We start from the raw sequence: 22030 nt of genomic DNA on the forward strand, positions 1-22030 counted from the left end.
GCACAGCATCGGGAAGGATGTTCTCGGATTTCAGACTCCTCTGGGTTCCTTTGGATGTGGGGACGGGGGATCCCCTTCGTCTTGAGCTTCTACGAATTCATGCGAATGGTAAGGAATGAAGACGCTTCAGTCAAAGGTCACCTCCAAGGGACAGGTGACCCTGCCAAAGCAACTCCGCACCCAGCTTTCCATCCGGAGCGGGGATCGACTGGAATTCGTTCTGGAGAACTCGAATCGGATTTCAGTCCGCAAGAAACGGAAACCCGGCTCTTCCGCAGGGTGTGGACGACCCTTCGTCAAGGCGGGGAAACGCGCACCGACCAGCGAAGAAATGGACGCTGGCATCCGGCGGGCCATGGCAGGGAAGTTCGGACATCTGAAGCCCGGAATTGAGTGATCGCTTTCGACACCAACTACCTGGTCAGGCATATTGTCCAGGACGATCCCGCCCAGTGCCGCGTCGTGTCGTCCACCATTGAGACGGAGACAGCCGCGGAGCGGTCCATTCGCATCTTTGATCTCGTGCTCCTGGAAACTGCGTGGGTTTTGCAGGCCGTCTATGCATTCGACCATGAGGCCCTGTGGCATGTGCTGAACGAAATCGCCGGGGACTCCGCTTTCAGCTTCGATGACCCGATCCGTCTTCGGTCTGCCCTTGCGAAGTACCGACGGGGAACGGCCGAATTCGCCGACTGCCTGATTTCCATTGCGGCCAAGGAAGAAGGCCTTGAACTGAAGACCTTCGACAAGCCACTCCGGAAGGAAATTCCGTAGGCTGGGTCGAAAGGATGAATGGTCGACCCGTAACAGGATAAGCGTTGCGCATCGACCCCGGGCTGACCCGACGTGGTATCGAGGGCTAAACCCTCTCCTACGGGTGATTCGGGAGGTTCGCCCTTTCTGTTTCACTCGACGCACGATCCGGGTTCCGTGCTTGATGCCGCCTTGTTTGCCGTGGTAGGTCCTCGCTCTTATGAAACGTTTTCCGGATGCGGGTTCAATCACGGTCGGCGTGGTCGGTTACGGCGGGGCCTTCAACATGGGCCGCGCCCACCTCAACGAGATGAAACGGGCGGGGATGACGCCGGTGGCCGTGGCGGAGATCGATCCCGCGCGCCTGGCCGTGGCAGGGGAGGATTTTCCCGGGATCGAGACTTACCGAAATCTGGCCACCCTCTTGCGCAGGTCGGACGTCAACCTCATCACGCTTATCACCCCGCACAACACCCATGCCCGTCTCGGGTTGCAGGCGCTACGGGCCGGGCGGCACGTGGTTTGCGAAAAGCCGATGGCGATCACCACGGCGGAGTGTGACGCGTTGATCGCGGCTGCGAAGAAGAACCGTGTGGTGGTTTCCACCTATCACAACCGGCATTGGGACGGGCGAATCCGGCAGGCGGTCGAGGACGTGGTGGACGCGCGTCGCATCGGTGACATCGTGCGGGTCGAGGCTCACATGGGGAGCCGGAGGATGCCGGCGGACTGGTGGCGCTCCAGCAAGTCGATTTCGGGGGGAATCCTCTACGATTGGGGTGTCCATCTTCTCGAATACAGCCTCCAGCTGATACGCTCGGAGATCGTGGAGGTCTCGGGCTTTGCCAAGCGCGGGTATTGGGGGCCGCAGACGCGCTGGGGTGCCGATGCCAACGAGGATGAGGGCTTTGCCGTGGTGCGCTTCCGCAACGGGGTCGTCCTGACACTCCTGGTCTCCGCCCTAGATTCCAACCCAAAGCGCGGGTGGGTCGAACTGGTGGGGACGGAAGGCAATTACCTCATCGACGGCCCGGGCAACGAATGCATCCGCCGCGACGGTGACACTCTGACGACCACCACGAGCAACCAGGCCGATGAGGGCTGGCGCTTCTATCAGAACCTGGCCGACCACCTGACCGGCCGGGAGAAACTGGTGATCACGGCCGAGTGGGCGCGGCGGCCGATCCATATCCTCGACCTGGCGAACCGAAGCGCGCGCCTCGGTCGCTCGCTCAAGGCCACTTATCGCTAGGGTGGGTGGTGGGGGCAGGAGGTCCCCGCCTGCTCAGGCGGAAGCCCTGAAGAGTCAGCCCGGACCCTGATGATTCTCGAACCGTCAATGGACGGACGCCGTCTGACCGACTTCAGGCGCCGTCAAAGCTTTCCTTGATAACTCCAGCCAGGTCCGTGAGCAGCTTCCCACTCTTGCCGATATACGATGAGCCGTGCATGACGGCCAGGGTTTCGGGCTCGAGGGCGGCGAGTCCACGGAGGACGCCCTCGGTCTGGCTGGTGTAGGGCATGTAATCGGCGAGTGGTCCCTGTTGCATTTGATGCATCGCCGTCCTTGCCGGACCCGACGCTAGCGCACCTCGTAGACTTCGACCAGGGCGACCCCGGTGGTCTCGCCGACTCCCGAGACCTTCGCGGTGTAGTTACCCGGCTCCAGCCAGGTAAGGATCACCGCATCCCTGCTGCCAGCCACCAGATCAAAGGCACCGACCGAGGCACCGAGGGTCACGATGTCGGCTGCATTGGGGTTGTCCGACCAGTTGTCGTTGGAGGCGACCCAAAGGGCTTCGGGCGAGGCTTCCTTGAGAAGCTGAAGGAAGGGATCGGCCAGGGTATCCGCCACCAGGAAATCGGCCAGCCTCGGGCCAATGCCCCGCACCAGAACCTGCTTGGGCACGTCGCCTTCGATCACGAACCCGGCGATGAGGACCTGGGCCTTGGTGCCGACTTCTCCGCGGGTCGAGATGTTGGACAGATTGCAGGTCGAGGTCAGTGGATCTGGATCGGCGTCATAGAGTTCGACCAGCCCAACCCCGGTGCCGTCCAGGCCGGACACCTTGGCGGTGTAGGGACCCGGCTCGAGGGGCAGGAAGAGCGCCGCATCGTAACTCCCGTCCAGGAAGGCAAAGGCTCCGACCCGCTGGCAATGGGGACGGATATCCCCCGGCAGCGAAACCCAGTCGTCGTTCGGCGATGGAAGTGGTGGGTTGAGCTGCGAACAGGGCCAGCATCGATCGGTGCATATCCCCGAAACCCACTGCCCCGGTCGGGCCGACACCCCGATCAGCACATCCTTCTGGCCGCTGCCGTCGACGAATCCGGCGATCATGATCTTGGGACCGGGAGATCTGGCCGCGGGTGGAGATGTTCATCAGCTTTTCCGTGTAGGGCGGCTCCTTCACGCCGAGGATGACGGTCTGGAGACGGCCGCCATCGAGGGAAACGTCACAGAGTAGACCGGCGTCGGTCGCCTGGACGTTCGAGAAAAAGGGTGGGCCCGTTTCCGCCGACGACCTTGTTGCCGTGCTTCCACTCAAACGTCTCCCGGCCGCCCCAGCTGTCCGGACTGAAAAGGTCGCCGAGGAACCGGGCGCGACCGTCGTGCTCGGGGAGGCTGGAGGACTCCGAAAACGGACAGCCGAGGGAATCGCTCTTCCCATCGTCTTCCGGTAGTAGTCGAGTCCGTGACCGTGGTGAGGTTCTGAAAGACGAAATCATCCGGAGCCAGCTCCAGGTTGATCGTGATCCGCCGCCGCAACGGGTCATGTATCCGTCGTTGCCGAACCAGATTCTGAATGTGAAAGCCCGTTGCCCGCCGCGGTGAAGGTAGTGGATTGTGTCGGTGGGTCAACGCCCATGATTGAAAGGGATGATCTTGCCAGGTCGTTGGAACCCACCACAACAGTCACCACCACATGGAGTCCACTGTTCATGGGCGCCTGGGTCGCGTCCAGGCAGCGCAGGATGGGGACATCTCCGAAGAAGCAATAGTTCTGATCCGAGAGCGGCCGGGACCGACGGTCCGGAGATCGATGGGAGAATTCGCATTTCGACGGTCTTGCCGTAGCGGGTCACCAGCTGGATACGATACGGAACCGCCGCCGCTGCCCGGGCCGAGCGACTGTTCGGAGACAAGCGACTTGAATCCCGTGGGGACCATCGTCCTCGGCGAAGGCCGTTTTGCGCGCAAAGTCGTAGGGTGATCTCACTCAGGATGAAGAACACCTTGAGGCACCTCAGGTGTGGTAATAAAGCAGGAGCCCGTATCCGAATCGGCAGGTTGCCCACGCTGGCCCCGATCATATAGCCCAGTTTGACCACCTCTCGTTGTGCCTTGAGATCGAATAATGCCTTGGCCGGAAGAAAACTGAACGGGAACGTGCTGTAGGTGAAGGTCATGGGAGTCACCAGAGGACTCCACCATCCAGTATTCTCCGGCCTTGATTAAGACAAGCGGGTGTATCCAGCAGGCCCTTGTCACCATCAGATGGTTTTCGATCCCGACCGGTCTGGGATAACCCCAGTCGAGTCCCATGATACCCCAGAGCCGCCGGTCACCGCACCAGAAGATAGGCTTCTTCTGCGTTTGAGGACGTGACGCCCCGGTGTCGACGCCGCCAAGCACACGCGGACGCCTTGTCCACCCGACATCAAAAGCCCATTGGTGTCAGGCCGGTTCCGCCAAGTCAGGAACAACCCGACATTTAGAACAATCCTTTTTCGCATCTCTGGCTTCGAATGAGATCCGGAGAGTCACCTGGTCGCGGTTTCATGGGCGGCGGTCTGTCTCGAGAACCCTTCCGAACCGAGACCCTGAGCCTCACCCTCAAATGGAAGGTTGGCCTGCATCGCCCGCTGAACTTCTCCGCTCAATCCACTGACGGATGTTCCACCATTACCGGACCGGCGAGGAACGAAGGCACATCCACCGACTAGAGTTAAAGCCGCGGGATCACTATCAGGCGGGATTATGGATCCGACGAGTGGGGTTAATGGTCACGGATTCGCGGTCAACCGGTCGACATCGGGGCCGGTGGCGATTCCGGGTTTGCAGGAAAGGAGGATGATTCCATCGGTCGGACAGGCGATTGGCCGCTTTTCGGGGTGCGGCGATGACGGTGTCGCTGGCGGATGCCCTTGCGGGTCTGGCCGCCGGGCCGGTCTTCCGGCGACGCCTGGGCGCTGCGGCAAGGTACTGATCCTGGGCATTGTCTTCCTGTTGCCGGGAGTCGGCCGGGGATGCGTCCGGTGATGCCGTCGCCCTGCGCACGAATGGGGTCCTGAAGGTTTGGTCTTGCCCCGTCTGTGCGTAGCCGGAAGAATTGTCTCAGAGGGGTCGAGCGGTTTAAGCCACCTGGCGTCGCGCAGCTGCCTCCCAAAAGAACCGGATACCATGAAAAAGCACAGACTTCTCCTCTCCACCCTTACCGCCGGTCTGTTCATTTTCCTGCTGAGCTGCGAAAGCAAGAAGGATGCGGGCGACCATCTCGAAGACGCCGGCGAATCCATGTCAGAAGCAGCCAAGGAGGCCGGAGAGGGAGGAGGCCGCGACGCTGCCAAGGCGGTCGGAGAGGGCCGAGGAAGCCGGGACGCGGTCAAGGACGCGACGAACTGAATCTTCGGTCCCGGCTGCGGCCCTGACCTGGCGATCCAATCAGTCGGCGGCTCAGCCCCGGGTCTTCTCGGAGCGCCTCTTTTCCACTGCGGCGACGAGGTCGGGCAGGGTGGGTATGATAGAAGCGAAGGTGGGTTTGCCGTCGATACAGATGGTCGGGATAGCGGCGACCCCAGTCGGGTCATGTAGCCGAGTCCATCACGATTGGTGATCTTGTGCTCAACCACCCGGACGTCGTGGCTCTTCGCCGCCGCTTTCTGCGCCGCCGTCACCATGTATTGGCAGGGCGGGCAGGTGCCGGAGTCCAGGGTGACCACGTCGATGATGACGTCGTCCTCGGAGCCGTAATCTGGGATCAAGACATCCTCGAAGCTGTCGGTCGTGGTGGCGGCGGATTGGTGGCTGGCGATTTCGCGCTTGAAGTCGTCGAAGACCATGTCGGCGACCGCTTCGAGGTTGGCCGGGGGCACGGCAAAGGGCAGGTCGCAGCCGGGAGCCAGGATGAATCCCTTTTCGCCTCCCTCGGCGAGGCAGCGAAGGGCATCGCGCCGGGCGTCGTCCTCATTACCGAGAAGCAGGACCGTGGTGAGTTTCAGATTCCCACCGAATGATTTGCCGGCTGCGGTGGCCAATTCGCGCAGGCGGGGCAGGGAGATGTTCTCGTCGATGGAGAGATTGTCACAGTGGGTCCGGCACATCACCTCCAAATTCCGGGTGGCATCGCCGCAGACAAAGAGGGAGGAAAGGGCACCGCGTTCCCGGACCAGATCGAAGACCGGATTCAGGTAAGGGGCGACAAACTGCTCGAAGTGCTCGGGCGAGATCTGGCTGGTCATCGGATCGACCACCGCGATGACCTCGACACCGTTCTCGAGGTAGAAGGCGGCGGCCCTGGCGGCCACTGTGGAAGAGTAGTTGAGGAGGTCCTGGATACCCTCCTCGTCGTCGTACATGTCGAGGAAGATGTCGTTGCCCTTGAGGTGGAGCGCCAGGGTGAACGGGCCGGTGATCAGTCCGTAGAGAGCGACATCCGCGCCATTGCCGGCTCGAAAACGGGAGATGGCCTCCCGGATCAGAGGGTAGCGGCCCCTGGAGGTGTCAAAGTCCGGCAGATCGGCGAGTGTCCCCCCGTTTTCCAGAGGATGGGTGAGGACCGACGGCGGGCCCGTTTCCGCCCAGTGCAATTCGCAGCCGAGGATCTCGGCTTCGACCTGGAGGTCAAAGACCACGGGAAGCCCGTCCGGGCGGTAGCGCTCGACCGCCCGTGACAAGCCGTCCGCAATGGCCGCCGGATCGCGCAGGTAGTCAGTGGCATTCCTGCCGATGAGGGCCGCCCCGTGGACACCCACGAAGGGGACCCATGCCGGCCGTTCGGTGACCTCGCCCCGGAGGGCGCGGAGAAGCAGATCCCTGCCCATCGATCGGTTGATCGGGGGATGGTCCCGATCAGGCGGTTTTCAGGAGCGTGCGCACCAGGTCGACGGCACTGGCGGCATCGGGCGCGTACCCATCGGCACCGATCTCATCGGCGAATTCCTGGGTGATGGGCGCACCGCCGATGACAATCCTGACGCCAGGCAGGGCGGCTGTGCGAAGATCCTCCACCGTCCGCTTCATGGCGGGCATGGTAGTGGTGAGAAGACCGGAAAGACCGACGATCTGTGCCTTGTTTTCCCGGGCGGCGTCGACGAATTTCTCCGGGGGAACATTGGTGCCGAGATCGATGACGTTGAAATTCGCCCCTTTCCACATCATGGAGACGAGGTTCTTGCCGATGTCGTGCAGGTCGCCCTGAACCGTGCCGACCACCGCCGTGTATTCCGGCCGGATGCCGGCGGCCACCAGCTTGGGCTCAAGCAGGGCCATGCTCTCCTTCATGGCGCGGGCCGCGATCAGGACCTCGGGAACGAAGATTTCGTTCGCCTTAAAGCGCCTTCCGACGTCGTCCATCCCCGTGACCAGGGCGTTGAGAACCTCGGAGGGGGAGGTGTTGGCATCAAGGGCTGCTTTCGTCGTCTCAACTGCCTCTTTGCGGCGACCGGCCTTGATTGTTGCGGTGAGATTTGCAAGAAGCTCGCTCATTGGAAGCAACTTGATCCATCGGAATTGCTGACTCAAGCTTCTTTCATATTCAGATTTCCTATTCGTTTGATTGTGTGACCCCATGGACTTTTCGACTGCGAATGCGTTCGCGCCCGCATCCCGGGCGAGACGGCCGGACGCCGGTGCGGCGGGTTATCGGCTGACATGACGATCGACCTGTCACTGCCGGACGGATCGCGCGAAGAGCTTGTTTCCGAGCCGTCCGATCTGCGCGGCACCCTGGCGGATTTCCTGGCCCGTCGCGGACACCCGCTGAACACCCGCTGCAATCAGCGGGGACTCTGTCGTGGGTGCACGGTCCGACTGCTGGAAGGAGAAGCCCTCGTCGATCGGGGACGGACGCGTCTCGACGCCTCCGCCGGTCCCCGCGAGATCAAGGCCTGCGAGGTGCAACTGGAGGGGAACAGGGGAGTGGTGCGTCTGGAGATCCCGGAACGGTCTCTTCTCGCCCACGCTCCCCAGGTGGTGGACGACTTTGTCATCCGGGTGCCGGTGGGTCGGGCGCCGTTGGTCGAGCCGGTGGGCGCGAAGGATCTTGGGCTGGCCATCGATATCGGGACAACCACGGTGGCCGTCCTGCTCACCCATCTGGAAAGCGGCGAGATCCTCTCGCGGGCCAGCGGGTTCAACCAGCAGATGAAGCACGGCGACAATGTGCTGACCCGGATCCAGTACTGCTACGGCCAGCCAATTCATCTTGCCGGGATGCAACAAGCGATTGCCGTGGAGACGCTGCTGCCGCTGGTTCATCTCGCAATGGAACGGGCCGGCGCAGGCCTGGATCGGCTGGCCTGCGTGGCGGTCGCGGGAAACACCACCATGCTCCATCTTCTGACCGGGGTTGATCCGACCTCGATGGGAGTGGCCCCTTTCACCCCGACCTTCATCGAGGAGCAGCGCATCTCGGGGCGCGAGTTGGGGTGGGCCGAGCCCGGTCTTTCGGATCTTCCCGTTCACCTGTTGCCCGGCTATTCGGCTTATGTCGGCGCGGATCTCGCCGCCGGAGTATTTGCGACCGGGATGGCGTATGCGGATCAGACCGTCCTGCTGGTGGATGTCGGAACGAATGGGGAGATTGTCCTGCGCCGGGGGGATCGACTCTATGCCTGTGCGACCGCGGCCGGACCGGCCTTTGAGGGATCCGGCCTGAGCTCGGGGGTGCGGGCGTCCCGCGGGGCCATCTCCGGAATCCGGATCGGAAGGACCGAACCCCTGGTGGCCTTTGACCGGATCGGCGCCGAGGATCACAAGCTGGCCACCGGCATCTGCGGAACAGGTTACATCGACTTCCTGGCGGAAGGCCGCCGGGCCGGCCTGCTCACGACCTCGGGCCGCTTCGAGGCGTCCTGGATAAATGGATATCCGGAGCGTTTCGGCCATGGCGAGTTCGGCCGCAGGATGGTGATTGACCGGAGGGGCAGTATCGAGGTTGTCGTTTCCGAGGTGGATGTCTCGTCGCTTCTTCAGGCCAAGGCCGCCATTGCGGCCGGGATCGTCTCCCTGCTCGCCCGTGAAGGACTCAAGCCGGAGGACGTCGACCGGGTGGATCTGGCCGGCGGTTTCGGACGGCATCTCTCCGCCCGCAATGCGGTCGATTGCGGGCTGCTTCCGGGGTTCGACCCGGACCGGATCGAGGCGGTCGGCAACACCTCCCTGGCCGGGGCCTACCTCGCCCTGATCGATCGCACTTCCCTGGTGGAGATGGATCGCAATCGTCGGACGGTCGAGATCGTCGAGCTCAACCTGGAGCCCGATTTCGAGGACAACTATGTCGATGCCCTTTCCCTGCCGTGAAACGGTTTGAACAGAAATCCCGGAAGGGGAGTCCGGATCCAGCCACCTCGCTGCGCCGGCGTGTGGACGGCGTCTTCGGCAACGCCGGCAGGGCGGGGTTGCCACACCAAGTCGTGGGGGCGTGCCCCGCCCTGGTTGAACGATGAGCGCGAAGAAGCAGAGCTCCCTCGACCGCGTCCTCGGGCGTCTGGACAATCTGGATACGGTCAACCTGACCAACCTGGTTCAGCGGCTGGCCCGGGAAAGGGGGTTGCTCGAGGCCGTCTTCAACACGGTCAGGGAAGGCATCCTGGTGGTCGACGAACACGGGGTCATCGAGTACTCCAACCACTCCGCCCGCCGGATGATCGGGTTGAAGGAGACGGAGGTCGGGTCGGCCACGCTCTGGAGACTGGTTCCGGGCCTGCGGCAGTCGCTGGATCTGAAGTCGGATGAAGCGATCGGGCGCCGTTCGGCCATCACGCGGGAGATCGAGCTCAATTATCCCGAACCCAGGTTTGTCCGGCTCTATATGGTGCCCTTCCGGGAGAGCGCGGCCGAGCCGGCCACCCTGGAGCGTTTTGTCGTCATCCTGTCGGACATCACCCAGGAGAAACTGTCGACCCGCGAGCAGATCGAGGGCGAAAGGATCTCTTCCATCATTCTGCTGGCGGCGGGGGTGGCCCATGAACTGGGCAATCCGTTGAACTCGCTGACCATTCACCTGCAGTTGATCGAGCGGCAGTTGAAGCGGATGGAAGCGACCCCGCAGGCGAGCAAGATGAACGAGTCGATCCGCATCTGCCAGGACGAGGTCAGCCGGCTCGACGGAATCATCCGCAATTTCCTCGAAGCAATCCGGCCGCGCCCTCCCGATCTGCAGCCGGTCAACCTGTTCGAGATCCTCGACACGGTCCTGGCCTTCCAGAAAGGCGAGTTGGAGGACCGGGGACTGACCCTCGAGGTGACGACCGGGCAGGAGCCCCCGGTGGTCTCGGCCGATGCCAATCAGATCAAGCAGGTCTTCTTCAACCTGATCAAGAACGCGATGGAGGCGATGCAGAGCGGCGGGGTCATCCGGATCCGATCCTGGACCGACGACGACTGGGTTTATTTCCAGGTTGGAGACACCGGGAAGGGAATCGCCGAAGAGGATCTTTCCCAGGTTTTTCAGCCGTTTCATACGACGAAGAGTGGCGGCAGTGGACTGGGGCTCATGATTGTCCAGCGCATCATGCGCGATCATGGGGGTCAGATCGGGATTGAGAGCCGCGAAGGGCAGGGAACCCTGGTGACGCTTCAGTTTCCGTTCACGGATCGGCGGGTTCGTCTGTTGCGGGAATAGGTTGATGCCGGTGGGACATTTTTTCCCATTGACGCCGCCGAGTTCCTTTTGAAGTGTTTGGGTATCATGTTCGCCTCGATATTAATCGTTGATGATGAGAAGCATACCCGAGAAGGGCTCCAGCAGGCCCTCGAGGATGATTACGATATCTATCTGGCTCAGGATGCGGAGGAAGCGTTCAATCTGCTGGATTCCGAGGTCTTCAATGTGGTCATCACCGACTTGAGGATGCCGGGAAAGTCCGGACTCAAGGTGGTGGACAAGGCGCTTTCTTTGCCGGTCACCCCGGTCGTGATCATGATGACGGCTTATGGGAATGTGGAGACGGCGGTCGAGGCGATGAAGCGGGGGGCGACGGACTTTTTGACCAAACCGGTCAATCTCGAGAAACTGGAGATCCTCATCCAGCGGGCGCTCAAGTCAAAGACCCTGGAAATGGAGAACAAGGAGCTTCATCAGCGGCTTGATGAGCGATTCAATCTCGAAGGCATCGTCGGTCATTCGCAGCCGTTGATCGAGATGCTTGACCGGGTGAAACTGGTCGCTCCCTCGAAGGCCACCATCCTGATCGAGGGCGAGACGGGCACGGGCAAGGAGATGATTGCCCAGGGGATTCACCAGCTCAGTCCGCGGTCCAAGAATCCGTTCATGGCCGTCCACTGTGCGGCGCTGCCGGCCACCCTGCTTGAGAGCGAGCTCTTCGGCCACGAAAAGGGTGCCTTCACCGGTGCCTCGGAGCGGCGGATCGGGCGGTTTGAGAGTGCGGACGGAGGCACGCTCTTCCTGGATGAAATCGGTGAAATCAGCCTGAGCACCCAGGTCAAGCTGCTCCGTTTTCTGGAGCAGAAGACCTTTGAGCGGATCGGAAGCTCGAAGATGATCAAGGTGGATATCCGGCTGATCGCGGCGACGAACCGCAATCTGGCGAAGATGGTGGAGGAGGGGACCTTCCGGGAGGATCTCTACTTCCGGCTCAACGTGGTCCAGATCCTGATGCCGCCGCTGCGTGATCGGCAGGATGATATCCCGGTCTTGCTCGATCATTTCCTGAGGGAATTCGCACGTGAGAACGGCGTGGAGCCCCCGGTCATCGAGGCCGGGGCGATGCGGGTTCTGCAGACCTATCCCTGGCCGGGCAATATCCGCGAGTTGAGGAATTTCGCGGAAAACGCGGTGGTCCTGAACCGTGGCGGGCGGATCCGGGATTTTGATCTCGATCCGAAGTTCCGGGGCGTGGCCCTCACGGCGGCGCCTGCGCCGGGTGTCGCGGCTGGAAACCCGCTTTCGGTGGAGCAGAATGAGAAGCGGCTTCTCCGCGAGGCCCTGGTCGAGGCCCGGGGGAATCGGACGAAGGCGGCCCAGCTGATGGGCATCAGCCGGCGAACCCTTCACCGCAAACTCACCCAGTGGCCGGAACTGGATGTGGCCGACCGGTGAGCTGATGAAGGCCGCCGAAGGTCGAAAGTCAAAGGTCGGGACAGAGAACGGCTCGCAGTGCTTGGATAGAGGGCAGAGGACGTAGGGCGGCTCTACGCCTCGATCCGACGGGTGGCTCGACCTGTAGGAGAGGCTTTACGCCTTGATCCAACGGGTGGCTCGACCTGTAGGAGAGGCTTTACGCCTCGATCTGACAGGTGCTCGACCTGTAGGAGAGGCTTTACGCCTCGATCCGACGGTTAACGAGGCCTGAACCTCCCCTTCCAAGGCGGCATTTCTTCGCTCAAATGGGGTTGACTCGTGAAAATCGACTGTCGATAGTTCACGACTCTTTATTGCGGGCGTAGCTCAGTTGGTAGAGCACCACCTTGCCAAGGTGGCTGTCGAGAGTTCGAATCTCTTCGCCCGCTCCATTTTCCGGCAAGCCGGGCGTCCCTCGGGCGCCCGGCTTTTCTGTCCTCAGGTCGAACCGCCTGAGCTTGAATCCCGATGGGGATTGAAGTTTTGCCCGCGAGCCCTACTCTCAAGGTGTGTTTTGCCTTGGCGCCCGGGAAAGTTGCGGTCGATTGACGATCCTCTGGTTGGTGGGGTGCCTGTTGGCGCCACCCATCCTGCAGGGCGAACCGATTGACCTTGCTCCGGAGAGTGTCCAAATCAAGGGCTTTGAGCCGGCGGCCCTGACGGCGCGATCCGAACCCATTTATCCGGGTGAAGCCGCCAATATCGGCATTTCAACCGGGTACGCGCGGGTGGGGCTTCTGGTGGACTCGGCCGGTGCTCCCGGCAACTTGCTGGCCATCGAATATTCGCACGAGGCGTTTGCTCGATCGCTGATCGACTCGGCCCGGCACTGGTCGTTCCGACCGGCCATCGTTGACGGCGTGGCCGTACCTTCGCGGTTTTTTGTCGCGTGGAGGTTCTATCCCAAACAGGCGATCTGGACCAACGTGACCGAGGCGGTCGATGCCAAGTTTGATTTCGGAGGTGGACGGAATCGCCTGGTCTATTTTCCCCGCAACGAGGACGAACTCGATGAAAAGCCGCAACTGACCTACTTTGAGATACCCCAGGCCCCGGAAGGCTATGTGATCGACCCGGCTGATGATCGGGTCACCGTGGTTTTCTTCATCAACGAGAAGGGAGAGGTCTGCCTGCCCCACGTCGAGATTGCGCCTTCTCCCGAGCTGATCATCCCGGCGATGGCGGCCGTGAGTCAGTGGCGTTTCACCGTTCCGACGGTCGATGGCGAGCCGGTCCTCGCCATCGTCAGCCGACGGATCAAGGTCGTCGGCTACCGATTGACCAGTGGCGAGCGTCCATGACTGTCGCCTCACGACCCCCGAAATTGCATGAAGATCGTTGTCCTTGATGGTGCCACCCTGAATCCCGGCGATAATCCGTGGGATGAAATTGCTGCCTTGGGCGATTTCGTCTGTCACGATCAAACGTCCCCGGAGCAGTTGCCCGACCGTGCCGGCGGCGCCGACATCCTGCTGACGAACAAGACACCGTTATCGGCCGGGACACTGGCCCGGTTGCCGGATTTGAAGTTCATCGGGGTTCTGGCCACCGGCTACAACGTGGTGGATGTCGCGGCGGCCCGGGCCCGGGGGATTCCGGTCTCAAATGTGCCCATCTACGGAACCGACGCGGTCGCGGAATACGTGTTTGCTCTGCTCCTGAATTTCCTCCGTCAGCCCCAGGTGCACAGCGAATGGGTCAAACGGGGTAATTGGACCGCTTCGGGCGAGTGGACGCATTGGTTGACGCCGTTGGCCGAGTTGGCCGGGAAGACGATCGGTATCGTGGGATTTGGCCGCATCGGACGCCGGGTCGGCGAGCTGGCGGCGGCCTTCAGGATGAAGGTGCTCGCAAGTGATCCGTGGCACGGGAATCCCCCGGATTATGATTTCGAATGGCGGGAGACTCCGGATCTCTTCGCCGAGGCGGATATCGTCACCCTGCACTGCAACCTGACCCCCGAAAACACGGGCATGGTCAATGCCGCGTTGTTGGGGCGGATGAAGAGGAACGCCTTTCTGGTCAATACGTCGCGAGGGCCTCTGGTCAGGGATGCGGATCTGGCCGCGGCATTGACGGCCGGCGCCCTGGCCGGGGCGGCTCTCGATGTGGTCACCAACGAACCGATTGAAGCGGGCAACCCTTTGCTCCATGCACCCAACCTGACCCTCACTCCCCATATCGCGTGGGCGGCATTGGAGGCCCGGAGGCGGTTGACGAAGATCACGGCGGAGAATGTTGCGGCCTTCATCGCGGGAGCGCCGATCAACGTCGTGAATTGAGGCCGAACCTGGCCGGCGAATCATGCCCTGACCGACAGGATCCGGGTCGACCAATCGAGATTGACATATATTGTAGGAATTCCTACTATGAAGGTATGAATTCCACGGTTTCAGAGAAAGGGCAGGTCACCATCCCGAAAAAGCTGCGCGATGGTCTGGGTCTGAGTCCTGGGTCAATACTGGATTTCAGCGAGGAGGACGGGCGTCTGGTCGCACGCAAGGTGGTTGGTGAAAATCCCATTGCGAAGTGGCGCGGCAAGGGACGGCTTCCCAAGGGTCTGTCGGTTGACCGCTACCTGTCGAGGACCCGGGATGGTCGATGAGGACCGCCTTGGATTCCAGTGTCATCCTGGATGTGGTGATTGGTGATCCGCGTTGGGCCGATGCTTCGGAAGCTGTCCTGAGGGAGTCGCTATCCCTCGGAAATCTTCTCATCAATGAGTGTGTTCTGGCGGAGATCATGCCGGCTTTCGCACCGGGCGACCTCGTTGAGTTCATGAACGACTGGCGGATCGTCTTTGTTCCTTCCAGTCGGAGCAGCGCCGAGAGGGCCGGGGAGATGTACCGGGCCTATCTCGAACGAGGCGGCAAGGCGAAACGGGTGCTTCCCGATTTTCTGATCGGGTCCCACGCGGGCGAACATGCGGATCGGCTGGTCGCCCGGGATCGTGGCTACTACCGGGACTATTTCACCGACCTGCTGGTGGTGGAGCCGACCCGCCGCACGTGAGATCCGATCACGATTGTGGCGGGCGGGCGGGCCTCCATGCAATCCCCGGCTGGGCCTGGATGGTGGCCTGTGCAGCCTCATTCTGCGCGATGGGGGTGCTCGTGCGGGAACTGACGGTCGAGCACGCGGTCAACGTCTTCTGGATCGGCTGGGTGCGTTACCTGCTCGGGTTGGCCGTCATGGCGATCCCGGCGGCCACCGGGGCCTGGTCCCTGCGGGTCCACAACAAGCCGGTTTTCATCGCCCGGGGGATTTTGGGAAGCGTCGGCCTGCTCGTCTTCTTTCTCGCGGTTTCCACGGTGGGGTTGGGTCGCGGCACCGTGCTCTTTTATCTGATGGGAGTCTTCGGCACCCTGGCCGGCATGGTCCTGCTCCGCGAGCATCCGCGTCCTCTGGTCTGGGTGGCGGTCGTTGTCAGTGTGGCCGGGGTCCTGCTCAGTGCGGAGGCTGGCTGGCCGCGCGGAGGTGAATGGGCGGGGCTGATCGCCGCCGTTTTTTCCGGGACAACCCTTGCCCTGGTCCGGCTGCTTCGACGGACCGACTCCAACCAGGTCACTTTCTATGGACAGGGCCTTTGGGGAAGTGTGCTTCTGGCCGTGCCGGCCCTGCTGTCGTCGATGCCGCAGGGTTCGGGCGTCTGGTTGATGCTGGTGGCAATGAGCGCCCTGGATATCATCGGCCAGCTCTTCATGACCCAGGGACTGTCGATGATTCCGGTGGCGAAGGGTGGGGCGCTCATGATGCTCATCCCCATCTTCAGCCTGTTGGTCGGCGTGATCGGATTCGGTGAGTCGCTGACCCTTCTTCAGTGGGCCGGTTGCGGATTGGTTCTTTTGGCTTCCTTCCTTGCGGTGATCAGTCGATCGCACCCGAAGCAGCCATGCCGCCCGGTCTCGTCAGGTCGGGGGCGTTCCTGATCTCTCAATCGACCGGCCGGTGTGACGGGATCTTCTTGCATGGTGAGACGGGTTTTACAGTCTCAGCATCGGAGTTTTCCACAGTTCCCCACGGGGCCGAAACAGTCCACCATGACAAGCAAAGAGAGAGTCCGATCGACTTTGAATCACCGGGCGCCGGATCGGGTCCCGATCGATTTTGGAAGCACCGCCGTGACCGGGATGCATGTGTCCTGCGTGGCGGGATTGAGGAGCCACTATGGTCTGGAGGAGCATCCGGTAAAGGTCTGGGAACCCTACCAGATGCTGGGGGAAATCGAAGAGGACCTGGCCGATGTGTTGGGGGTGGATACGGCGGCCCTGCCTGCGCCCAAGACCATTTTCGGTTTCCGCAACGAGAACTGGAAGACCTTCCGGGCGCCCTGGGGTCAGGAGGTGCTGGTTTCGGAGCATTTCCGGACGACCGGAGCAACCGACGGCGGCCTGCTCCTCTATCCGGAAGGCGACCTCGAAGCGGAGCCGAGCGGACACATGCCGGCCGGCGGCTATTTCTTCGACACCATCATACGACAGGATCCCATTGATGAGGATGCCCTTGATCCCGAGGACAACCTGGAGGAGTTCAAGCCGCTCTCGGAAGCGGATCTCCAGCATTACCGAGACCAGGCCGGGCGGCTGGCGTCAACCCACCGGGCGGTGGTTGGTGGGGTTGGCGGAACCGCCTTCGGGGACATCGCCCTGGTGCCGGCCCCCTTCCTCAAGAAACCCAGGGGCATCCGGGATATTGAGGAGTGGTACATCTCCACCGCCGTCCGGCAGGATTATCTTCATGAGGTCTTCTCACGGCAGCTGGTGATCGCGCTTGAAAACCTGCAGCGTGTCCACGAAGCGGTCGGCGAGGTGATCGACGTTCTCTTCGTTTGTGGAACGGATTTCGGGACCCAGGCCTCGACCTTCTGTTCGACCACCACTTTCGACTCGCTCTACGCGCCCTATTACCGGGCGATCAATGAGTGGGTTCACACCAACACCAACGGAAGACCTTCGCTATTTCCTGCGGAGCGGTCGCCTCCTCATCCCGCATTTCATCGAATGCGGCTTCGATATCGTGAACCCGGTTCAATGCTCTGCGGTTGGCATGGATCCGGAGGAGCTGAAGGGGAAACACGGCGACCGCATCGTTTTCTGGGGTGGGGGCGTGGATACCCAGAAGACGCTCCCGTTCGGGACTCCGGCCGAGGTCAGGGAAGAGGTCCTGCGACGCTGCGAGATCTTCTCGGTCCACGGCGGATTTGTCTTTGACGCAATCCACAACGTCCAGGCCCTGACGCCGGTCGAGAACATCGTCGCGATGGTGGATGCGGTCGGGGAGTTCAATGGGCGGTGAGGGGTAAAAGATCCGAACCTACGGCCATGAGGGCTCAGGTATTGATTCCTGTGAGTCAATCGGACTGTAGGCACGGCAGTCTCTTGCCGTGCACTATCGGTGGATCGCCCCAAGGGACTGGGGCGGCTACAAGAGTCGACAGGTATCGGACTCAACCGAAGTCGTCCGAAAACAAACCGTAGCATAGACCGTAGGATTTTTAGGTGAAAAACAAAACGTAGTATACTACGTTTGTTTTTGGTTGGCGCCGAGGCGCAATGAGCCAACAAAGCTCTGTATGCTCTTCGACGGCGGGTCCGGAGGCCCTCGCCCTACCAACTGAAAACGGAGCACGCATGGTAGGGCTGGACGTCCCCGGCCAGCCGCAACGATTGTCCGAGACAAGACAACGATCAACCCCCTCAACTAAGCGCCATTCTTGTATACTACGTTTGGTTTTGGTTGGCGAACGTTGAGCGGAACATCCCGGGCCGCGGCTGTGCTTCCCGACACCATCGAGATGGGCCGGGACGGGTCGATGGCGCGCCCGGCGGTCACGCCCTAACGCCAGATCGGTCACATCAGGTAGGGCGTGACCGCTGGGCGCGCCGCTCTGACAGTCCATGGTGAACCCGACGATCAACCCCCTCAACTGAGTGCCAATCCAGTATACTACGTATGGTTTTGCAGGCCGCCGCAGTCGGGGATCCGGCCGGGCCGCTGTTGCTCCAGGCCGCCCGCGTTCGAGTCGACAGCCGTCCCGGATTGACCAAGTGGCGGACTCCGGGTGTGATGGAGCGAATCTGCGGTGAATTCTGTCGGGATATAAAGCGATGATGATGATGAATGAGACCTTTTGGCCAGGAACCGCCCTGAGGGCGTGTCGGGGGGCGGCCCTGGTCCTGCTCCTGGGAGCCGTTCCGGCCTCCCCGGCGGATGTCTATCAGTGGAGCAATCTGAAGATCGGTGGTGCGGGTTTTGTGACCGGCCTCATCCCGAGCCGGACCGAGAGGGATCTTCTGTATTGTCGAACCGACGTGGGCGGGGCCTATCGCCGGGATGCGGCCGGAGAAAAGTGGATTCCTCTTCTTGACTGGTTGCCGGAGGAGGATCGCGGCTTCCTCGGGGTGGAGTCCCTGGCCATCGACGAGAGCGATCCATCGCGTCTCTACCTGCTCGTCGGCATCGAATACTTCAGCGAAGGGCGCACGGCGATTCTTCGCTCGTCCGACCAGGGGCGGACTTTTGACGTGATCGAGGTCGGCGATCAATTCCGTGTTCACGGCAACGGAGTGGGTCGCCAGAACGGCGAACGTCTTCAGGTTGACCCCAACAACGGCGAGATCCTCTACGCGGGTTCCCGGAATGCCGGGCTTTTCCGGAGTGAGGACGCCGGCCGGACCTGGGTCCGGCTCGATGCCCTCGATGTGGCCGGGACTCCCAACGGAAACGGGGTCTGCCTGGTGGTGGTCGACCCGCGGAGCCTATCCGGTGGCGTCAGTCAGACCCTCTTTGTCGGCGTCTCCCGATACGGCGACAATCTCTACCGCAGTGACGATGGCGGCGAGAGTTTCCAGGTTGTTCCCGGCGGGCCGGGGGCCGAGCTCATGCCCCAACGGGCGGTGCTGGCGGGAGACGGCAATCTCTACCTGACCTATGCGAACGGCGCCGGTCCACACCCGCATTGGCTGCCGGAGCTGAATGAGCCGATGGACACGGGGGGTATCTGGAAATACGATACGCGGGAGGGGTCTTGGACGGAGGTGACGCCGGCGGGGTTCACCAATGCCTTTGGAGGCATCTCGGTTGATCCGGGCGATCCCGGTCACCTGATCGCCTCGACCATCAACACCTGGTTGCCGCAGGGGAGGGATCAGGCCGGTGATCGTTTCCTGGTGACCCGGGACGGAGGGGAGAGCTGGACCGATGTGGTTGCCCGGGGATTTGAGCTCGACCCGAACGGGGTTGCCTGGCTGAAGAACCGGGACCAGTCGATTCATTGGGCCGGCAGCATCGAGTTTGATCCGTTTGACCCGAAGCGGGTTTCCGTGGTCTCCGGAAACGGGATCTACATGACATCCGACATCGAGGCGGAAACGGTGGTTTGGACGGCCGAATTCCGCGGCCTCGAGGAGACGGTGCCTCTCGATCTCATCAGCCTTCCCGGGGGGCCGGTTCTCTCGGCGATCGGCGATTACGATGGATTCGTCCACACCGACCCGGAGACTTATGCTCCGATTCACCGGCCCCGGATGGGGACGACGACCGGCCTGGCCTACGCCGGGGGGGATCCGTCGATCATCCTCCGCTGCGGCAAACTCATTTATGTCAGCCGGGACGGGGGATGGTCCTGGACCGCGGCCGGCGCCATAAACGGAACGAGGGGGCGGGTGGCGGTCAACGCCGACGGGAGTGTTTTCCTGCACAGTCCCGAATACGATGGGTCTGCGGAGTCCCGCCGGACGTTTCGGTCGATTGACGGGGGGAACCAATGGAACGCGGTTTCGGGTCTCGATCTGGAAAACGCCCGGCCGACGGCCGACCCGGTCAATCCGAGGCTCTTTTATGTTTACGACCCGAAAACAGGCGAATTTTTCCGGAGCGAAAACGGCGGGGCCAGCTTTGTCGTGGCCCGCCGCCTCGCCTCTGGAGGGGGAGCGCGGATGGCAACCGTGCCCGGTTTCGAAGGTCACCTCTGGTTGCCACTGGGTCCGTCCGGCCTATCCCGGACAACGGATTCCGGTGGAACGTTCACGACGTTGTCGGCGGTCGAGACCTGCGAATCCGTGGGGGTGGGCCTGGCCGCCCCGGGAGAAACCTATCCGACCGTGTTCATCTGGGGGCAGGTGGAGGGGCAACCTGGCGTCCATCGGTCCACGGACCGGGGGCAGACCTGGTTGAGGATCAATGATGACGCCCACCAGTTCGGCGGACCCGGCAATGGTTCCTTTGTCATCGGGGACAACAACGTATTCGGTCGTGTCTACATGAGCACGGCGGGCCGTGGCATTGTCTATGGCGGGTTTCCGCCTGTTATCGATCGGAGAATTGAAAAATGAGAAATCGTCTTTGCCTTCCGCTCCTCGTCTTCACGCTGTTCATCTGGGCGCCACGTTCGCTGACGGCCCTGAGTGATACCCCTTTTGTCGAATCGCGAAGGACCCCGGGGGCCCTGGCACTGGTGGAGGCGGGCCGGCCCGCGGAGTTGCTTGTCGACGGCGACGACTGGCCGGGTGTGCTCCGGGCGGCCCGGGATCTGCGCGATGATTTTGAACGGGTGACCGGTCAGTTGCCTGCACTCCGGGAGTCGACTGAAGCAATTGGACGGGAGCTTGTCGTGATAGGCACGATCGGCCGGAGCCGGCTGATCGACGAATTGATCCGGGAAGGAAAGATCGACGTCGGCGAAACGGCTGGTCGATGGGAGGGTTACCTGATCCAGTCCGTGGCCAGCCCCTGGCCCGGGGTGGAACGCGCGCTGGTGATTGCCGGCAGTGACCGGCGGGGCACGATCTATGGGATCTATGAGCTCTCCGAGCAGATCGGAGTGTCGCCCTGGTACTGGTGGGCGGATGTTCCGGCCAGGGAAAGCGAGGCGCTCTATGTGCCGGAAGGAACGCGGATAACGGATGCCCCGGCGATCCGCTACCGGGGCATCTTCATCAATGACGAAGCGCCTGCCCTGTCCGGATGGGCGGCTGAGAAATTCGGCGGGTTCAATCACCGGATGTACGGGCACGTCTTCGAACTCATCCTGCGACTGCGCGGCAATTACCTCTGGCCGGCCATGTGGAGACCCCGCGCCTTCATCGACGATGATCCTGAGAATGCCCGGCTGGCGGATGATTACGGAATCGTCATCGGTACCTCTCATCATGAACCGATGATGCGGGCCCACGACGAATGGGGGCGCTATGGCGACGGACCCTGGGATTATTCCCGCAACGCGGAGAAACTGAAACAGTTCTGGCGGGGAGGGGTCGAGCGGGTGAAATCCGCCGACAAGATCGTCACCCTCGGCATGCGGGGAGACGGGGACGAAGCGATGTCCGAGGACACCAACATCGCCCTGCTTGAGAAGGTGGTGGCGGACCAGCGGGAAATCCTCTCCGAGGTGCTGGACCGGCCCCTGCCGGAGATCCCTCAGGTGTGGGCCCTCTACAAGGAGGTTCAGGGCTATTACGAAAAGGGGATGAGGGTTCCCGATGATGTGACCCTGCTCTGGGCGGATGACAACTGGGGCAATATCCGACGTCTCCCCGCCCCGGATGAAAGGGAGCGGACCGGAGGCGCCGGAGTGTACTACCATTTTGACTACGTAGGGGGGCCAAGGAACTACAAGTGGATGAATGTCACCCCGATCACCAAGGTGTGGGAGCAGATGCACCTGGCCCGGGAATACGGAGCGGACCGGATCTGGATCGTGAACGTGGGTGACCTGAAGCCGATGGAGTTCCCCATCGAATTCTTCCTGACCTATGCCTGGAATCCCGAACGCTGGCCCTATGAGCGGCTCGAAGAATACTCAAAGACCTGGGCGACCCGTGAGTTCGGGGAGGAATTCGCGGCTGAAATCGCTTCTCTCATCAACGGCTACAGCAAGCTCAACCGACAGCGCACCCCTGAACTGCTCACGCCGGAGACCTTCAGCCCGATTCACTACAACGAGGCGGAGGGAGTCATCGGGGAGTGGCGGG

Annotated in this window: 19 protein-coding genes and 1 tRNA gene; 16 read left to right on the forward strand and 4 right to left on the reverse strand. The window is 62.0% G+C overall.

All coding sequences use genetic code 11. From position 1 onward, the window contains the following. Positions 1 to 115 precede the first annotated feature (115 nt). The 3 genes from R3F07_06690 to R3F07_06700 all read left to right on the forward strand — a co-directional run bounded on the left by R3F07_06690 (position 116) and on the right by R3F07_06700 (position 2005). Positions 116 to 397 carry an AbrB/MazE/SpoVT family DNA-binding domain-containing protein gene (locus R3F07_06690; GenBank protein ID MEZ5276047.1) on the forward strand — a complete coding sequence of 94 codons (282 nt, stop codon included), beginning with the start codon at positions 116 to 118 and terminating at the stop codon, positions 395 to 397. Then, on the forward strand, positions 394 to 774 hold the full coding sequence (locus R3F07_06695) for a hypothetical protein (GenBank protein MEZ5276048.1): 381 nt from the start codon (positions 394 to 396) through the stop codon (positions 772 to 774). Before R3F07_06690 ends, R3F07_06695 begins: the two co-directional genes overlap by 4 nt. Positions 775 to 973: 199 nt before the next feature. Further along, entirely contained in the window at positions 974 to 2005 is a 1032-nt protein-coding gene (locus R3F07_06700; GenBank protein MEZ5276049.1) for a Gfo/Idh/MocA family oxidoreductase, read from the forward strand. 112 nt (positions 2006 to 2117) lie between these two features. Here R3F07_06700 and R3F07_06705 read toward each other — a convergent pair whose 3' ends face one another. Together R3F07_06705 and R3F07_06710 are read right to left on the reverse strand one after the other, a co-directional pair. Beyond that, entirely contained in the window at positions 2118 to 2303 is a 186-nt protein-coding gene (locus R3F07_06705; protein MEZ5276050.1) for a hypothetical protein, read from the reverse strand. Between the two features lie 32 nt (positions 2304 to 2335). Beyond that, entirely contained in the window at positions 2336 to 3094 is a 759-nt protein-coding gene (locus R3F07_06710; protein ID MEZ5276051.1) for a hypothetical protein, read from the reverse strand. Here R3F07_06710 and R3F07_06715 point away from each other — a divergent pair. Next, positions 3093 to 3221, forward strand: a complete 129-nt coding sequence (locus R3F07_06715) for a hypothetical protein (protein MEZ5276052.1) — start codon at positions 3093 to 3095, stop codon at positions 3219 to 3221. The genes R3F07_06710 and R3F07_06715 overlap by 2 nt on opposite strands. A gap of 1540 nt (positions 3222 to 4761) precedes the next feature. On the opposite strand, the gene R3F07_06720 is transcribed toward R3F07_06715, so the two are convergent. Continuing rightward, a complete protein-coding gene (locus R3F07_06720) occupies positions 4762 to 6798 on the reverse strand; it encodes a uroporphyrinogen decarboxylase family protein (GenBank protein MEZ5276053.1) in 2037 nt (678 codons plus the stop codon). A gap of 28 nt (positions 6799 to 6826) precedes the next feature. Next, positions 6827 to 7462 (reverse strand): corrinoid protein, encoded by a 636-nt coding sequence (locus R3F07_06725; protein MEZ5276054.1) that lies wholly within the window; start codon positions 7460 to 7462, stop codon positions 6827 to 6829. A gap of 165 nt (positions 7463 to 7627) precedes the next feature. Between R3F07_06725 and R3F07_06730 the strand changes: the two genes are divergently transcribed. The 12 genes from R3F07_06730 to R3F07_06785 all read left to right on the forward strand — a co-directional run. Further along, on the forward strand, positions 7628 to 9277 hold the full coding sequence (locus R3F07_06730; protein ID MEZ5276055.1) for an ASKHA domain-containing protein: 1650 nt from the start codon (positions 7628 to 7630) through the stop codon (positions 9275 to 9277). 142 nt (positions 9278 to 9419) lie between these two features. Continuing rightward, positions 9420 to 10601 (forward strand): ATP-binding protein, encoded by a 1182-nt coding sequence (locus R3F07_06735; GenBank protein MEZ5276056.1) that lies wholly within the window; start codon positions 9420 to 9422, stop codon positions 10599 to 10601. Between the two features lie 66 nt (positions 10602 to 10667). Further along, positions 10668 to 12038 carry a sigma-54 dependent transcriptional regulator gene (locus R3F07_06740; protein MEZ5276057.1) on the forward strand — a complete coding sequence of 457 codons (1371 nt, stop codon included), beginning with the start codon at positions 10668 to 10670 and terminating at the stop codon, positions 12036 to 12038. Positions 12039 to 12375: 337 nt separating this feature from the next. Then, positions 12376 to 12451: transfer RNA gene (locus tag R3F07_06745), tRNA-Gly, on the forward strand. Between the two features lie 183 nt (positions 12452 to 12634). Beyond that, on the forward strand, positions 12635 to 13360 hold the full coding sequence (locus R3F07_06750; protein MEZ5276058.1) for an energy transducer TonB: 726 nt from the start codon (positions 12635 to 12637) through the stop codon (positions 13358 to 13360). A 27-nt stretch (positions 13361 to 13387) separates the two neighbouring features. Then, positions 13388 to 14341 (forward strand): D-2-hydroxyacid dehydrogenase, encoded by a 954-nt coding sequence (locus tag R3F07_06755; GenBank protein ID MEZ5276059.1) that lies wholly within the window; start codon positions 13388 to 13390, stop codon positions 14339 to 14341. Positions 14342 to 14436: 95 nt separating this feature from the next. Beyond that, a complete protein-coding gene (locus tag R3F07_06760) occupies positions 14437 to 14664 on the forward strand; it encodes an AbrB/MazE/SpoVT family DNA-binding domain-containing protein (GenBank protein MEZ5276060.1) in 228 nt (75 codons plus the stop codon). Continuing rightward, on the forward strand, positions 14661 to 15071 hold the full coding sequence (locus R3F07_06765; GenBank protein ID MEZ5276061.1) for a type II toxin-antitoxin system VapC family toxin: 411 nt from the start codon (positions 14661 to 14663) through the stop codon (positions 15069 to 15071). The genes R3F07_06760 and R3F07_06765 overlap by 4 nt, the downstream gene beginning before the upstream one ends. Next, the gene (locus R3F07_06770; GenBank protein MEZ5276062.1) at positions 15068 to 15988 is read left to right on the forward strand and encodes a DMT family transporter; all 921 of its coding nucleotides are present in this window, start codon (positions 15068 to 15070) and stop codon (positions 15986 to 15988) included. The genes R3F07_06765 and R3F07_06770 overlap by 4 nt, the downstream gene beginning before the upstream one ends. A gap of 111 nt (positions 15989 to 16099) precedes the next feature. Then, positions 16100 to 17269 (forward strand): hypothetical protein, encoded by a 1170-nt coding sequence (locus R3F07_06775; GenBank protein MEZ5276063.1) that lies wholly within the window; start codon positions 16100 to 16102, stop codon positions 17267 to 17269. A gap of 897 nt (positions 17270 to 18166) precedes the next feature. Next, on the forward strand, positions 18167 to 20392 hold the full coding sequence (locus R3F07_06780; protein ID MEZ5276064.1) for a hypothetical protein: 2226 nt from the start codon (positions 18167 to 18169) through the stop codon (positions 20390 to 20392). Beyond that, positions 20389 to 22030 (forward strand): glycosyl hydrolase 115 family protein (locus R3F07_06785; protein ID MEZ5276065.1); only part of this gene is annotated, 1642 nt, incomplete at its 3' end. The genes R3F07_06780 and R3F07_06785, both read left to right, overlap by 4 nt.

It is taken from the genome of Opitutaceae bacterium, from assembly GCA_041395105.1.
In the GTDB taxonomy this organism is placed as follows: Bacteria; Verrucomicrobiota; Verrucomicrobiia; order Opitutales; family Opitutaceae; genus B12-G4.

Bases quoted from the DNA above. Each gene is read 5' to 3' on its own strand.
- R3F07_06690 (MEZ5276047.1), top strand. From the start codon at position 116: ATGAAGACGCTTCAGTCAAAGGTCACCTCCAAGGGACAGGTGACCCTG.
- R3F07_06780 (MEZ5276064.1), top strand. From the start codon at position 18,167: ATGATGATGATGAATGAGACCTTTTGGCCAGGAACCGCCCTGAGGGCG.
- R3F07_06715 (MEZ5276052.1), top strand. From the start codon at position 3,093: ATGATCTTGGGACCGGGAGATCTGGCCGCGGGTGGAGATGTTCATCAG.
- R3F07_06765 (MEZ5276061.1), top strand. From the start codon at position 14,661: ATGAGGACCGCCTTGGATTCCAGTGTCATCCTGGATGTGGTGATTGGT.
- R3F07_06720 (MEZ5276053.1), bottom strand. From the start codon at position 6,798: ATGGGCAGGGATCTGCTTCTCCGCGCCCTCCGGGGCGAGGTCACCGAA.
- R3F07_06700 (MEZ5276049.1), top strand. From the start codon at position 974: ATGAAACGTTTTCCGGATGCGGGTTCAATCACGGTCGGCGTGGTCGGT.
- R3F07_06740 (MEZ5276057.1), top strand. From the start codon at position 10,668: ATGTTCGCCTCGATATTAATCGTTGATGATGAGAAGCATACCCGAGAA.
- R3F07_06705 (MEZ5276050.1), bottom strand. From the start codon at position 2,303: ATGCAACAGGGACCACTCGCCGATTACATGCCCTACACCAGCCAGACC.
- R3F07_06710 (MEZ5276051.1), bottom strand. From the start codon at position 3,094: ATGATCGCCGGATTCGTCGACGGCAGCGGCCAGAAGGATGTGCTGATC.
- R3F07_06725 (MEZ5276054.1), bottom strand. From the start codon at position 7,462: ATGAGCGAGCTTCTTGCAAATCTCACCGCAACAATCAAGGCCGGTCGC.
- R3F07_06755 (MEZ5276059.1), top strand. From the start codon at position 13,388: ATGAAGATCGTTGTCCTTGATGGTGCCACCCTGAATCCCGGCGATAAT.
- R3F07_06775 (MEZ5276063.1), top strand. From the start codon at position 16,100: ATGACAAGCAAAGAGAGAGTCCGATCGACTTTGAATCACCGGGCGCCG.
- R3F07_06735 (MEZ5276056.1), top strand. From the start codon at position 9,420: ATGAGCGCGAAGAAGCAGAGCTCCCTCGACCGCGTCCTCGGGCGTCTG.
- R3F07_06760 (MEZ5276060.1), top strand. From the start codon at position 14,437: ATGAATTCCACGGTTTCAGAGAAAGGGCAGGTCACCATCCCGAAAAAG.
- R3F07_06730 (MEZ5276055.1), top strand. From the start codon at position 7,628: ATGACGATCGACCTGTCACTGCCGGACGGATCGCGCGAAGAGCTTGTT.